At 67.7% G+C, this 14,237-nt stretch carries 11 protein-coding genes; 1 reads left to right on the plus strand and 10 read right to left on the minus strand.

All coding sequences use genetic code 11. The annotated features are described in order from the left end of the window. Positions 1-34: 34 nt before the first annotated feature. The 6 genes from JWS14_RS12985 to JWS14_RS13010 all read right to left on the minus strand — a co-directional run bounded on the left by JWS14_RS12985 (position 35) and on the right by JWS14_RS13010 (position 8,542). Positions 35-901, minus strand: coding sequence for a TauD/TfdA dioxygenase family protein (locus JWS14_RS12985; protein WP_072946395.1), 867 nt, complete (start codon positions 899-901; stop codon positions 35-37). Between the two features lie 272 nt (positions 902-1,173). Further along, positions 1,174-1,935, minus strand: coding sequence for an SDR family NAD(P)-dependent oxidoreductase (locus tag JWS14_RS12990; RefSeq protein WP_072946396.1), 762 nt, complete (start codon positions 1,933-1,935; stop codon positions 1,174-1,176). After that, complete coding sequence (locus tag JWS14_RS12995) at positions 1,935-2,417, minus strand: nuclear transport factor 2 family protein (RefSeq protein WP_072946397.1); 483 nt, start codon at positions 2,415-2,417, stop codon at positions 1,935-1,937. The genes JWS14_RS12990 and JWS14_RS12995 overlap by 1 nt, the downstream gene beginning before the upstream one ends. Before the next feature lie 43 nt (positions 2,418-2,460). Further along, entirely contained in the window at positions 2,461-5,175 is a 2,715-nt protein-coding gene (locus JWS14_RS13000; protein ID WP_206013426.1) for an MGH1-like glycoside hydrolase domain-containing protein, read from the minus strand. Next, positions 5,172-6,701 (minus strand): alpha-amylase family glycosyl hydrolase, encoded by a 1,530-nt coding sequence (locus JWS14_RS13005; RefSeq protein ID WP_206013427.1) that lies wholly within the window; start codon positions 6,699-6,701, stop codon positions 5,172-5,174. The genes JWS14_RS13000 and JWS14_RS13005 overlap by 4 nt, the downstream gene beginning before the upstream one ends. Next, positions 6,698-8,542 (minus strand): glycoside hydrolase family 15 protein, encoded by a 1,845-nt coding sequence (locus JWS14_RS13010; RefSeq protein WP_255315003.1) that lies wholly within the window; start codon positions 8,540-8,542, stop codon positions 6,698-6,700. Before JWS14_RS13010 ends, JWS14_RS13005 begins: the two co-directional genes overlap by 4 nt. 463 nt (positions 8,543-9,005) lie before the next feature. Here JWS14_RS13010 and JWS14_RS13015 point away from each other — a divergent pair, with 463 nt between their 5' ends. Beyond that, the gene (locus JWS14_RS13015; protein ID WP_206013428.1) at positions 9,006-10,505 is read left to right on the plus strand and encodes an MFS transporter; all 1,500 of its coding nucleotides are present in this window, start codon (positions 9,006-9,008) and stop codon (positions 10,503-10,505) included. 66 nt (positions 10,506-10,571) lie between these two features. Here the strand turns inward: JWS14_RS13015 and JWS14_RS13020 are convergent, their stop codons facing one another. The 4 genes from JWS14_RS13020 to JWS14_RS13035 are packed head-to-tail and all read right to left on the minus strand — an operon-like array spanning position 10,572 to position 14,149. Next, entirely contained in the window at positions 10,572-11,402 is an 831-nt protein-coding gene (locus JWS14_RS13020; RefSeq protein WP_095862316.1) for a mycofactocin-coupled SDR family oxidoreductase, read from the minus strand. Positions 11,403-11,404: 2 nt separating this feature from the next. Beyond that, positions 11,405-12,205, minus strand: a complete 801-nt coding sequence (locus JWS14_RS13025; protein WP_206013429.1) for a mycofactocin-coupled SDR family oxidoreductase — start codon at positions 12,203-12,205, stop codon at positions 11,405-11,407. 12 nt (positions 12,206-12,217) lie between these two features. Beyond that, positions 12,218-12,472: a hypothetical protein gene (locus JWS14_RS13030; protein ID WP_005251194.1), complete on the minus strand. Its 255-nt coding sequence runs from the start codon at positions 12,470-12,472 to the stop codon at positions 12,218-12,220. Continuing rightward, a complete protein-coding gene (locus JWS14_RS13035) occupies positions 12,473-14,149 on the minus strand; it encodes an FAD-binding protein (RefSeq protein WP_206013430.1) in 1,677 nt (558 codons plus the stop codon). It abuts the gene before it with no gap. Positions 14,150-14,237 lie beyond the last annotated feature (88 nt).

Consider the following 14,237-nt stretch of genomic DNA (forward strand, 5'->3'; position numbering starts at 1 on the left):
GGACGCCGCCCGCCCGGTGAATGCGCACGTTGCCCTACTGCGGGCCCACCGGCACATCGCCTTCCAGCGTGATGCGGTGCATGACGCGGTGCTGGGTTCCGTAGTCGCGGTTCGCGTAGTGCGCGGTACTGCGGTTGTCCCACAGCACGAGGTCGCCGAGGCGCCAGCGGTGCCGCACGACGTGCTCCGGTTTGGTGAGGTGGGCGTACAGGAAGTCGAGGATCCCCCGGCTCTCCGCCTCGGAGACTCCGGCGATGTGGGACGTGAAGCCCGGGTTCACGAAGATGCCCTTGCGGCCCGTTTCCGGGTGAACCCGCACGACGGGATGCTCGACGGGCACGAGTGCGGTGACTTCCTCACCGTCCCAGACGTTTCCCTTGCCGCCGCGCTTCTGCGCGAGGTAGTACCCGAATTCGCGGTTGCCGTCGTGGACCGCGGTCAGCTGGTCGATCATCTGCCGGATCGGCAGCGACAGCGACTCGTACGCCAGTTGGCTGTCGGCCCAGTTGGTGTCGCCGCCGTGCGGTGGGAGGACGACGGGACGGAGGATCGACCCGAGCGGCGGCCGCTTCATGAACGTGACGTCGGTGTGCCACACGTCGGCGAAACCGTTGTCCTGGCTGTCGAGCGCGTACACCTCCCGGGCCACGTTGCCGCTGTCGTGGACGGGGTGGCCCGCGGTAAGCCGACCGAGCCGGCGACCGAACTCGATGTGGCCCGAGTCGTCGAGCGACTGGCCCCGCAGGACCAGCACCTTGTGCTCGGTCAGCGCCGAACGGATCGCGGCCACCTCGGCGTCGGTGGCGGACGCGACGTCCAGTCCGATGATCTCGGCCCCGAACGACGGGCCGAACTTGTCGAGCGTCAGCGACGCTGTCCTGGTTTCGAATGCAGTGCTCATGATGTCTTTCCGCCAAGGTGGATCGTGCCTGGGTACGGGAGCACCGGCCCGGACCTGCGAACGCGGAGGATGCGTGAGGAATTACCGGATGCCGGAGCCTACCGAGGAATGGACAGCACGCGGTACGCGCGCCGGGGCCATCAGCAACAACAGATGTTGGCGCACGTACGGCACAGGTCGACGGTCAGGCGTCGCACCAGGTGAGTCGTATGCACGAAGCAATTCCTACCGGATGGGAGGGAAATGAGCAAGCTCGCGGCAATCGCGTGCGATCAGCTCCAGCGCGCCTGACCGCCGTCGAGCGGGATGGTGGCCCCCGACAGGTAACCGGCGTCGGGACCCACGAGGAAGACGACGGCGCGCCCGATGTCGCGTTCGCAATCACCGATCCGGCCGAGCGGAATCGACTTCACGAACTCGGCGGCCTCCTCCGGATTGGTCTCCGTCCACCACTTCAGCCCCGGGGACAGCGCGTGCGGCGCAATGGCGTTGACGCGGATGCCGTCCGGGCCCCATTCGCTGGCCGCGGTCCGGGTGAGCGAGCGCATCGCCTCCTTGGTGGCCGCGTACAGCCCGTAACCGCTCGTGTCCCAGCGCACCGCCGACGAGCTGACGAGATTGATGATCGAGCCGCCGCCGCGCGCCTTCAGGTGCGGGTAACACAGCTGCATCAGGAACAGGGTGGCCACCGGGCCGACGGCCATCGCGCGGTCGAGAAGCTTCGGCGTGATCTCCAGGAGCGGTCCGAGCGCGCTCGCGTTGGCGTTGTTGACGAGGATGTCGATCCCGCCGAACACCTCCACGACGCGGTCGACCATCGGTGCCAGCTGATCGCGTTTGCTGACGTCGCAGACGATCGGCTCGGCCACGCCGCCAAAGTCGGCGATGGCGGCGCACGTGTCGACGAGTTTCGCCTCCGTGCGCCCGACCACCGCGATCCGCGCACCCTCCTTGGCCAGCGCGAACGCCATCCCGGCGCCCACGCCCTGCCCGGCGCCGGTGATCAGTGCGACCTTGCCGTCCAATGTCCCCATCACGAGTCCCCTCGGTCCGATTGCGCGTCGGCTGCCCACCGGTTGGCCGTCAGCCGGAAGCTGGGAATGTCGGACAGCGACATCACCGCCTCGTACGTCCGCTCGTATCCGGTGTGGGCGATCCGCCATCGACCGTCCGGCCCGCGGACGTAGCGGTCGGAGTAGAACGCCGCCCCCCGCAGCACCATGTCGTGCTCCGGGATCAGCACGGTGTCGGAGAGGAACCACCGCCCCGTCGCCGTGTCGCCGTCGACGTCGATCTCCGGGTGACCGCAGTGATGCTCGGTGATGGTCTGCGGCCCCAGATTCGACTTCATGAACGCGACCAGGGCGTCCCGCGACTCGAACGCGAGATGCTCGCCGTAGTTCGCGGTCGCGTCGGGAAGGAGCGTGTCGGCGAACTCGTCCCAGCACTTCGTGTCCAGGGCCCGCAGATACGTGTACTTGAGCCTGCTGATCGCGGCGACGGCCTCGAGATCCACGGCATTCACCCTTCGTCCACCCCCGAAACTGACACCTGTTCTATCACGGATCGGCAGGATTGGCGTCGGATCCGACGATCCATGCGCTACGACCGGGCGGGTCGAGGATCAGATCGGCCACAAGCGCAGTCCAGCCGGTTTGGTGGGACGCGCCGAGACCGGCACCGTTGTCGCCGTGGAAGTACTCGTAGAACAGATGGTTGTACTTCCATGCGGAGTCGGTCTGGAGTAGTTTCTCGCCGCCGTTCACCGGCCGGTTCCCTTCGGCGTCCGGCAGCCAGATGCCGACGAGGCGGTCGGCTAGGTCGTCGGCGACCTGCCGGAGGGTGAGGCGTCGCCCCGAACCGGTGGGGTAGTCGATGGTGAAGTCGTCACCGAAGAACTGTGCGTACTGCAGCAACGCCCGGATCACGAGGTAGTTGACGGGGAACCAGACGGGGCCCCGCCAGTTCGAGTTGCCGCCGTACATCGAAGTGCGGGACTCGGCCGGCTGGTAGTCGATCACCGCGTCCGGTGTGCCCGGCAGGGTGTATGGCGACTCGAACTGCTTGGACAGCGAGCGCAGCCCGTGCGGTGAGAGGAAGGCGTCCTCGTCGAAGAGTGTCGCGAGCACGGTTCGAAGCTGCTGCTCCGTCAGCAGCGACAGCAGCAGTCGGCGCTCGGTGTCGGCGGTCCGCACCCGCCACGACTGATCCGAGCCCGTTCCCTTCGCGCGCACCATACGAGCGAAGCGCTTGCTCAGCCGTTGCGCCCGTTCCGAATTGCGCTCGGGAACAGACACAGCCACCAGGACCGGTATCACGCCGACCAGAGTCTGCACCCGGATCGGCGTGGCGTTACCACCGGCGTCGACGAGCCGATCGTAGAAGAATCCATCGTTCGGGTCGTACAGCCCCGACTCGTCGAGCGCCGCCGTGATCAACGCGAACTGCTCCAGGAACTTGACGACCATGTCCTCGTAGACGTCGTTGTCGTCGGCCAGGGTCAGGGCGAGAACGAGCATGGCGGCGGAGTAATAGGCCAGCCACCCCGTCCCGTCGGCCTGTTCCAGCCGTACCCCCGGAGGGAGGTGGGAGCGGTCCAGGGGACTGATGTTGTCGAGCCCGAGGAAGCCGCCGCCGATGAGGTTGTTCCCGTCGGGGTCCTGGCGGTTGAGCCACCACGTGAAGTTGAGCAGGAGTTTCTGGAAGACACGTTCGAGGAACTCGACGTCCTCACCGCCGTCGATGAGGAATACCCGCAGTGCGGCCAGCGCGTGCACCGGCGGGTTCACGTCGTCGAAGCTCCATTCGTAGGCGGGGAGGGCGCCGTTGGGGTGGAGGAACCACTCTTTGAGCAGCACGATGAGCTGGTACTTGGCGAAGGCGGGATCGAGATGTGCCCAGGGGACCGTGTGGAATGCGAGGTCCCACGCGGCGAACCAGGGGTATTCCCACGGGTCGGGCATCGCCAGGAGGTCGAACGAGTCGAGGTGCCGCCACCCGGTGTTGCGACCGCTGCGGTGTCCCGGCGGTGGAGCCGGTTCGGCGGGATCGCCGTCGAGCCAGGTCGTCATCCGATACGGGTACATCTGCTTGCTCCAGATCAGACCGGCGCACGACTGCCGGAGGATCCGCATGCGTTCGGGATCGATGTCGCTCGGGGCGAGGGTGCGGTAGAACTCGTCGGCGTCCGCGTGCCGGCGGGCGAGGACGTTGTCGAACGCAGTCGTCGACCATATCGTCGATTGTGGTGCAGAGCCGGTCGGCTCGGGCCGCCACAGGCGCAGTCGCAGCTCCACGGTTTCCCCGGCGGCAACCGTCAGGTGATAGCGCCACGCCGCCTTCGTTCCCCGTAGGTCGGGGTTGACGGTGTCTGCGCCGGCGACGATGTGGTCGTTGATGCCGTCCTTCGGGAACGGGGTGATCGGTGCCGCACCGAACAGCCGGGCGGTGTTGGTTTCGTTGTCGCAGAACAAGGGTTCGGGCCGCGTCCCGTCGCTCGCGGGGGCCGCCTCGAGCCGATAGCCGCGCAGGCGCGGGTGATCGACGACGACGGCGTCCCCGTCGAGGGACAGGCCGGGGATCTCGGCGCTCCCGGACGAACGCCACGTGTTGCGGAACCATGCCGTGGGGAGGACGTCGATGTCGGCCTCTTCGGGTCCGTGGTTCCGGACAGTGATGCGGGCCAGCACTTCGGTGGGACCGGCCTTCGCGTACGTGACGTCGACGACCCAGAAGCGACCGTCGTCGAACACCCCGGTGTCGAGCAGTTCGAACTCGAATTCGCCGCGGCCGCGGCGTGCGTTCTCGTCGACCAGCTGCTGATAGGGGAACTCGGCCTGCGGATAGTGGTATCGCCACTGCAGGAGTGCGTGACTCGGAAGGCCCTCGAGGTACCACCAGTACTCCTTGGCGTCCTCACCGTGGTTGCCCTGCGGGCCCGTGAGACCGAACATCCGTTCCTTGAGGATCGGATCGGCGCCGTTCCACAGCGTGAGCGCCAGGCACAGGTCGTGGTGGATGTCGGACAGCCCGGCCATGCCGTCCTCGTTCCATCGGTAGGCGCGTGAACGGGCGTGGTCGTGGGGGAAATACTCCCAGGCGTCGCCGCTGTCGCTGTAGTCCTCGCGCACGGTGCCCCACGCCCTCTCCGACAGGTAGGGACCCCACTCATACCACGGGTTCGCCGCGAACAGGTCGTCCTCGGCACGGCCGGTGGCCTCGGCGAGGCGGGCGTGTTCCGCCGTGGTGCGTCCGTCGGATGCATGCTTGCTCATGTGTGCTCCTCTGCGGAGTCGATACGGAAAAGGTGCCACTGCCACGGACCGAGCTCGACGTACAGACCGTCGCAGAGGTCGGTGCCGGCACGGTCGAAGACCGCGTCGTGGGTGGGGTCGACGAGCCGGCAAGGCACGCCGCGCAGGTCGTGCCACGGCACGCGCACGTAGCCGATCGCGGTGTCGGGGCCCAGGTTCACCACGACCAGCCATCGACGGTCGCCGTCCCAGCACCACGCGACCAGATCCTCGGTGCGGTCGTTGCCAGGGCTGCCCGAGCGGTCGCACAGCTGCCACACGCCGGTGCGGAACGTGTTGTCGCCGAGTGTCGTCAGCAGCGAGCGGTAGAACAGGGACCGGTCGGTGTCGACGGGCTCCGTGGGGAAGCGCCCGAGGAAGACCGGCAGCCGTGTACGCCGGCCCTCCATCTGGCCGTCGTGCACGAGACGCGCCCCGGTCTGGGTGAGTGTCGCCACCGCTGCAGCGTTCTCCCGTGCCGGGTCGAATACCGTCGCTGCCCTTGGCTCGTCATGATTTTCGATGAACCGCACCAGCTTCTCCTGGTAGTCGCGGTCGGCGAGGAGATGGCCGCCCACCTGCTCGGCATCCCCCTGGACCAGGCGGTCGTAGAGGCGCTTGTCGTAGCAGAAGTCGAAGCCCTGCTGTTGCAGCGCCCACTCCAGGTCCCAGTACGCTTCGGCGATGAAATGGAACGTCGGATGGCTCTCGCGCACCGCGGGAATCACAGTCGGCCAGTAGTCGTCGGCGGGAGCGTCGCCTGCCCGGGCGCCCCACGTTCGGCCGAACGTGTCGTTCATCATAAGCATCGCCATGTCGCATCGGACGCCGTCGCACTGCTCTGCGATCCGGCGGAGCGTGTCCACCACCGCCGACCGCAGGTCCGGGGAGAAGGCGTTGAGCTGCACGACATCGGGCCACGCCGGGAAGTAGGGATCCCGCCCGTTGGCCAGCACCCGGCCGGCGACATCGACGAACGACGTGGCGTCGTGTCGGAGATCCGCCGCGGTGCCCTGGACGAAACGCTCGGGATGAGTTGTCGTCCAGGGGTGGTCGGGTGCCACATGGTTCGGGACGAAGTCCAGGATCAGGCCGAGTCCCCGCCTCGCGAGGGCTGCCCGCGCCGCCGCGAGACCCGCCCGACCGCCCAGATTCGAGTCGACCTCGTAGTCACGGATGCAGTACGGCGATCCGACGACGTCGGACGGTGTGTAGTCGTCGAGCGTCGCCTCGAATGCGGAAACGAGTTCGCCGTCGGCCAACGCGATGGTCACACCCGCCGGGCTGCGCTCCCATACGCCCATCAGCCACACCGCGTCGAAACCGAGGTCCGCGATGGCGTCCCAGTGCTCGTCGGGCACGCTCCCGAGGTCGATGCGACGACCGGTGTCGGTGCTCAACCGGTTCAACCACGGCCAGGTGTTGATCTCGTACAGGAAGGGATGAGTCGCCGATCGCCAGCGCGAAGCCGCGGGCCCGCCTTCCTCGTGTGTGACATTCACGATCATGCCGGTGTCATCCTGCGCGTCGAAACACCTAGTGGATCGGAATCGGCCACTTGTGCGCCGCCTTCGGCACCGGCAATGGCATACGCCGCGCCGATGAGCGTGAGATGGCTGAACGCCTGGGGAAAGTTGCCGACCTGCCGGCGCCGGCGGACGTCGTACTCCTCCGCAAGCAGGCCCAGGTCGTTGCACAGGGCAATGAGCCGCTCGAACAGGGCCCGGGCGTGTTCGGTCCGCCCGTTCAAGGCCAGCGCGCTGACCAACCAGAACGAGCATGCCAGGAACTGCCCTTCGTCGCCGGCCAATCCGTCGTCGGTCTGCGCCGTCGAGTAGCGCGAGACGAACCCGTCGCGGCCGAGCCCACGGGTGATCGCGTCGATCGTTCCGCTCACGCGGGCATCCGAACCGGGCAGGAAGCCGACGAGCGGAATGGTGAGCACGCTCGCGTCGAGCTCCTCGGACCCGTAATACTGCGTGAAAGTGTTTCGCTGCCTGTCGAACCCATGGGCGCAGACGTCGCGGTGAATTTCGTCGCGTACCTGCCTCCAACGCTCGATGGGGGCAGGGAGTTCGAACCGTTCGGCCAGGCGCACGGCTCGGTCGAAGACCACCCAGGCCATCACTTTGGAGTGGGTGAAATGCCGGCGAGGCCCGCGGGTCTCCCAGATGCCGTCGTCGGGTTCGCGCCAAATGGTTTCGATGTGCTCGATGAGCTTTTGCCAGCGCGGCCACCGCCGGGGGTCGATCCGGCCGAGGATCTCCGCACCGGCGAAGAGCATGCCGACGACCTCGCCGTAGACGTCGAGCTGGAACTGCTCGGATGCCGCGTTGCCGACTCGGACCGGCCGGGAGTCTTCATAGCCGGGGAAGCCGACGAGTTCGAATTCGGTGAGGCGCCGCTCCCCGCTGATTCCGTACATGATCTGAATCTTCGTCGGATCGCCGGTGCCGACGCGCGTGAGGAAATCCCGGAAGGCGAGCGCCTCGTCGGTATACCCGGCGGCAAGCAACGCCTCGAGGGCGAGCGCGGAGTCACGCAGCCAGCAGTAGCGGTAGTCCCAGTTGCGCACTCCCCCGACGTCCTCGGGCAGGGAAGTCGTGGGCGCGGCGACCATACCGCCGGTTTTTTCGTAGGTCATGGCCTTGAGCGCGATCAGGGAGGTCAGCACCTGATCGCGGTAGGGGCCCGAGTACACGCAGCGCCCACTCCACTCTCGCCACCACGCCTCGGTGCGGGCCAGCGCCGAGTCGGCGTCCTCCATCGTCGGCGCGTCTTCGAAGGAGGAGTGCCAGCACAGAGCGAACCGGGCACGGCCACCCTCGGTGACGACGAACCTGGCGCCGACCGTCCCCTTGTTGATCTGCAGGGGCACGGGTGTGCAGAGGCGGAAGGCGTCCGGTCCTGCGGTGGCGCGGATTCCGTCCGGTTCCGGCTCCACCCACGGGGCAATGGTCCCGTAGTCGGGGCGAATCACCAGTTCCATCTTCATCGGCACCCGGCCGCGCACACCTTGGACGATTCGCATCACCCGGGGTGGACCGTCGCCGCGCCGCGGCATGAAGTCGATGATGCGCACCATGCCGTCGGCGGTCTCGAAATCCGATTCGAGCACCAGCGTCCCCGGACGGTAGCGGCGAGCACTGACCCGCGCCTCGCCGACCGGGGACAGGCTCCAGCGGCCGTGCCGTTCGTCCCCGACCAGGGCGGCGAAGCACGACGCGGAATCGAAGCGAGGCAGACACAGCCAGTCGATGGCGCCATCGCGGCCCACCAGAGCGGCTGTCTGTAGATCTCCGATGAGTCCGTAATCCTCGATACGCATAACCGATCTCCCCATCCTCAGATGTTTCCTGCATGGTCGAAAAGAGTTGCCGTACTGTTTACTTGGTGTTCATCGACACGGTCGCGACACTCATGAAAGGTCCGCCGGATTCGACCTCGACGCGGCCCAGAGCCATCGCGGTCCCTTGTGCCACAACTTGTTTGACCGACAACTCCTCGGACATGGAGTTCCCTTCCCAGGACGAGCGAGAAATGGCCTTCGGGGCAAGTGTCCTCCGAACGAGTAGGCAATGGAGGTGAATTCACCACCCCGCAACATTGTTGCGGGGCCGAACCCGGGAACAACGGTCGCTGGGCCGCCGGCGTCGCTTTCACTGGCCGACCAACTCGTCCGGCGGTAACATCACTCCATCACTCAACGTCTGATTCCCTGAGCACGGCGCGTATTCACGCGTAGGCGCACACTGCATGAGGCTGTGCGCCGGGAGACGAAGTCACGGCCGCCAACCCGGAACAGGTGCGAGATGGCTCCACGAAACGAGGCAGGTCACCGCTCGGCCGCTCTCCGCCGGGTTCTGATCCCGCTGGCGCTGGCCCAGTTCATCTGCAGCTTCGCCGGCTCCAACATGAACGTGATGATCAACGACATCAGCGAAGACCTGGACACCAGCGTGCAAGGTGTGCAGGTTGCGATCACCATCTTCCTGTTGGTGATGGCGGCACTGATGATCCCCGGCGGCAAGCTGACCGACAAGTACGGGCGGAAGCGTTGTTTCACCGTCGGCCTGGTCATCTACGGAGTCGGTGCCGTGATGAGCGCAGCAGCCCCCGGCCTGGGCATTCTCATCCTCGGCAATTCGATCCTCGAAGGAGTGGGCACGGCCCTGCTGATCCCACCCGTCTACATCCTCACCACGCTGTTGTTCACCGAGGTCACCTCGCGAGCCCGCGCCTTCGGTGCGATCAGCGCGATGGGAGGCATCGGCGCGGCCGCCGGGCCGCTGATCGGCGGCCTCATCACCTCGGCGATCAGCTGGCGGGCGGCATTCGTGTTCCAGGCCCTGGTCATCGCGATCATCGTGGTGCTGGCGCGGAACATCACCGATCCGCTACCGCCGGACCGCACACGTCCGTTCGACACCGGCGGGGCGATCCTCTCGGCGGTCGGCCTCGTCCTGATCGTCACCGGAATCCTCGCCGCGGACAACAACGCCTGGTTGATGATCACCCTCATCATTGCGGGCGCCCTGGTGCTGGTGTGGTTCTTACGCTCGGTGCGGGCCAAGGAACGCGCCGGCACGGAACCGATGCTGTCGACGGCGCTGTTCCGCAACCGCACTTCCAATCTGGGCCTGGTCACCCAGAACACTCAGTGGCTGCTGCTCACCGGAGTGTCATTCGTGGTCGCGGCCTACCTCCAGGTCGTGCGCGACTACGACGCGGTCGAGACCGGCGTCATCTTCACCGCGGAAACGGCCGGTCTGCTGGCGGCCTCCCTCGCTGCCGAACGGTTCGCGAAGCGGCACGCGCAGCGCACCCTGATCCTCGCCGGCTTCCTCGTCGTGATCGGCGGGACAACCGTGCTGCTGGCCCTGGTGAGTCGCACCCCGAACGTCTGGGCGTTCGCGCCGGGACTGCTGCTGATCGGACTGGGTCTCGGTGTCATGCTCACCCCGTCGGTCAACATCGTGCAGTCGGCCTTCGGCGAGCACCAGCAGGGCGAAATTTCCGGCCTGTCACGGAGCGTGTCGAATCTCGGCTCGTCCCTCGGCGCCGCGATCGCCGGCACTGTCCTCGTCGCCGGAATCACCTCCACCCCCGAGCGGTCGTACGCGCTCGCCATGGTCGTCCTGGCGGCGGTCGGCTTGGTCGGGCTCGTCGCGGCCACGTTCCTGCCCCGCACCGGGTCGCCGTCGGGCCCGGCGCAGCAGGCCATCTCGTCGGTGCAGACCGAATTCACGGCTCCGCCCCACAAGAATGTGAGTTCTCCGTTCCGGCGGCCGTGGCGAAAGCCTCGTCGGTGACGATCCCGGTCGCCGGTTCGGCCGGCGTCGCGACTGAGTGTTACCGGCTGACGCTGCCCGCGACAATCATCTGCTGACGCTGCCCGCGTCGACCGGCAGGGCGACCGCCGTGATGTACCGCGCCTCGTCCGAGGCCAGGAACAGCGCGGCGTTGGCCACGTCGACCGGCTCGATCCACGGAATCGGCAGCATGTTCATCGTCACCGCGGCCGCCGCGAACTCCTCCCGGGTGGGGTGCTCGAGGTCGGGCCGGAACGCCCGCCGCACCATGTCGTTCTGGATCATGTCCGTGTCGACGTTGGTGGGATGCACGCTGTTGACCCGCACCCGGTGCGGCGCGAGTTCCTTGGCCAGCGACCGCATCAGGCCCACCACCCCGTGCTTGGCCGCGGTGTAATGGGCGACGCCGACGAGACCGCGCAGGCCGGCGATGGAGCTCGTCAGGACCATCGCCCCGCCGCCGCGCTCGATCAGGTGCGGGGCCGCCGCCTTGCACGTCTGCCACACCCCCGTCAGATTGACGTCGAGCATCGTCTGCCACGTCTCGGAGTCGAGCTCCAGCGCGGCGCCCGAGGACGTGATGCCCGCCGTGGCGCACACGAAGTCCAGCCCGCCCAGTTCCCCGGCCGCCGCCGTCACCGCATCCGCGAGCGCCGTTCCGTCACGCACGTCCACCTGCGCAGTCACGATCCGGCGGCCCGTGTCCCGGACCAGTTTCGCGGTCACCTCGAGATCCTCCGGGCTCGCCGGTGGCGTCACCACCGTGCCGACCGGCCCGCACAGGTCGACGGCCACGACGTCCGCGCCCTCCTGTGCGAATCGCAGTGCCTGCGCCCGGCCGATCCCGCGTGCGGCACCGGTGACCAGGACGACTCTTCCGTTCACTCGACCTGTCATCTCTACACCTTCTGGGTCAGTCCGGCGTCGACCACGAGTTGTGTGCCGGTGATGTATCGCGATTCGTCCGAGGCGAGGAACAGCAGCGCGTTGCTGACGTCCCGCGAGTCCAGCCATGGAACGGGCAGGACGTGGTTGGCCGCGAGGACGGGGACGACGTCGTCACGGGTCGGGTTCTCGAGGTCCGGTCGCAGCCGTGCCATCGTCTCCGGGTTCAGGGTCATGCGGGTGCCGACGGCACCGGGGTGCAGCACGTTGACCCGGATGAACTGCGGTCCGAGTTCGGTGGCGAGGGTCCGGGCCAACCCGACCACCGCGGTCTTGGACGCCGAATAGTGGGCGGCCCCGGCCACCGCCTTGATGCCCGCGGTCGAACTGACGATCACGACGGAACCGCCGCCGTCGCGCATCGCCGGGACCGCGGCGGTCGCCGTGTTCCAGACGCCGGTGAGGTTGACGTCGAGCGACCGGTGCCAGATCTCGTCGTCGATCGTCCAGGCCGGACCGGGGTTGTCGCAGATGCCGGCGTTCGCGACGACGACGTCGAGGGGTCCCAGTTCCGCGACTCCGGCGTCGACGGCCGCCCGCAGCGCCGACGGGTCCCGCACATCGGCGTGGGCCACGACCGCCCGGCGGCCGAGTTCGACTACCAGTCTTCGGGTTTCGTCGAGATCGGCTGCGGCCGACGGAAGGTCGACGGCGATAACGTCTGCGCCCTCCTCCGCGAGCCGGACCGCGTGACTGCGTCCCATGCCGTTTCCGGCGCCGGTGATGAAGGCGACCTTGCCTGCCATCCGTGACATCGGTTGTCCCCTCTAGTCCAGGCGGCCGGGGGTCGGGTAGCTGCGCAGGGAGAGCCCCACCCGCCCGTCCTCCACCGCGTCGTCGATCGATCCGCGCAGCGCACCGCAGGTGGGGACGAACATCGAGTGCTCCCCCTCCTGCGCACGCAGAGCGAACTCCGGGCAGGTCTGCTCGGCGTCGCCCAGCCACTGCACGCTCGTGTGCGCCTCGCTGTATTTCTCCACGAGCACCGCGTTACCGCAGCGCCGGCATTCGACGGGAAGCACTCAGTTCACCGCCTCTGCACTGGCTGCGGCGTGCCGTGCGCCGACCCAGCCGAACACCATCGCGGGGCCGATCGTCGCGCCCGCGCCCGCGTAGTCGTTGCCCATCACCGACGCCGACGTGTTTCCGGTGGCGTACAGCCCGGGGATCGGTTCGCCGCTGCCGCTCAGCACCTGGCTGTACTCATTGCATACAAGCCCGCCCTTGGTGCCGAGGTCGCCGGCCTCCATCCGCACCGCGTAGTACGGGGCCTTGTCCACCTCGTCCAGGGTCGGGTTGGGCAGTCGCGGGTCGCCGTAGTACCGGTCGTACGCGCTGTCGCCGCGACCGAAATCGGCGTCGACACCTGCCCGGGCGAACCCGTTGAACCTTGTGATCTCGGCGGACAGCGCGTCGGCGGGCACGCTCATCTGTTGCGCCAGTTCCCCGAGGGTCTCCGCACGCAGCATCAGGCCCGTCTCGAACCATTCCGCCGGGAACTTCTGCCCGGGCATCACCCCGCCGAACTGGTAGCGGCTCTTCGCCTTCGAGTCGAATACGAACCACACCGGGTCGTGACCGCCTGCGATCTGGTCGTGGACGAACGACACGTACGGGGATGCCTCGTTGGTGAACCGCTTGCCGTTCTGGTCGACGATCAGCGACGGCGGGATCGACCGCTCCGACACCAGGACGTGCATGATTCCGTCCGGGCGCCGGAACGACGGCATCCACCAGGCGTCGTCCATCAGGTCGAGGGCGGCGCCGACCTGCTCACCGGCCACGATTCCGTCACCGGTGTTGTCGGGTGAGCCGGCGCTGTAGTTGTCCTTGCCGCCCTCCCGGAGGTACCGCTTCCGCATCTCCTCGCTCTGCTCGAATCCGCCGGTGGCCATCATGACGCCGCGGCGGGCGCGGATGCGCAGTTCCCGCGTCCCGGACTCGACGACCGCGCCCGTGACGGCCCCGGACTCGTCCGTGATCAGCCCCTTCAGTGGGGAGTTCAGCCACAGCGGGACGCCGGCCTCCTGAAGGCTGAGCCGCAGCCTGCCGACGAGGGCCTGCCCCAGGGTCTCCATCCGCCTGCGCCGCACCATCGCCACCACCGAACGCCAGCCGACGCCCAGCGCGGTCCGGCGTCCGGCCCAGGTGCGGAAGAACATGTTGAGGTGCCGGAACTCGGTGGACGTCATGTAGAGCCCGCCCGGCATAGCGAGGGAGTTCGGGCGCTGCAGCTCGCGGTCGGCGCCGAGCTGGTTCATGTCGAACGGCAGCGGTTCGACCGTCCGCCCCTTCGGCCGTCCGCCCACGTTCTCCGGGTGGTAGTCGGAATAGTCCTCGCACCAGGAGAACCGGAGATGCGGGCAGTGCTGTTCGAAGAACTGCATCATCGCCGGGCCCTGCTCGATGTACGCGTCGAGGCGTTCGGCGGGCACGCTGTCGCCGACGATCGACTCCAGGTACTTCCGGACGTCGCCGGGGTCGTCGGCGCGGCCTTCACGGACGAGGATCGGCGAGTTGGGGATCCACAGGGCGCCGCCGGACAGTGCCGTCGAACCGCCGTACACCGCGGACTTTTCGACGACGAGGGTGTCGAGCCCCCGCTCGGCGCCGGCAAGTGCGGCGGTCATGCCGCCCGCACCGCTGCCGATCACCAGGAGATCGACCTCCCGGTCCCAGTTCTGCTCGTCTACGCTCATCGTGCACACCTTCCGAAGTGGTCTCGATCACACCCTGCCGGTGTCAATTGCTTTTTCCCACAGCCCTTCCCGCGGAGCGGGAGACAGC

Source organism: Rhodococcus koreensis (assembly GCF_017068375.1).
In the GTDB taxonomy this organism is placed as follows: domain Bacteria; phylum Actinomycetota; class Actinomycetes; order Mycobacteriales; family Mycobacteriaceae; genus Rhodococcus_F; species Rhodococcus_F koreensis.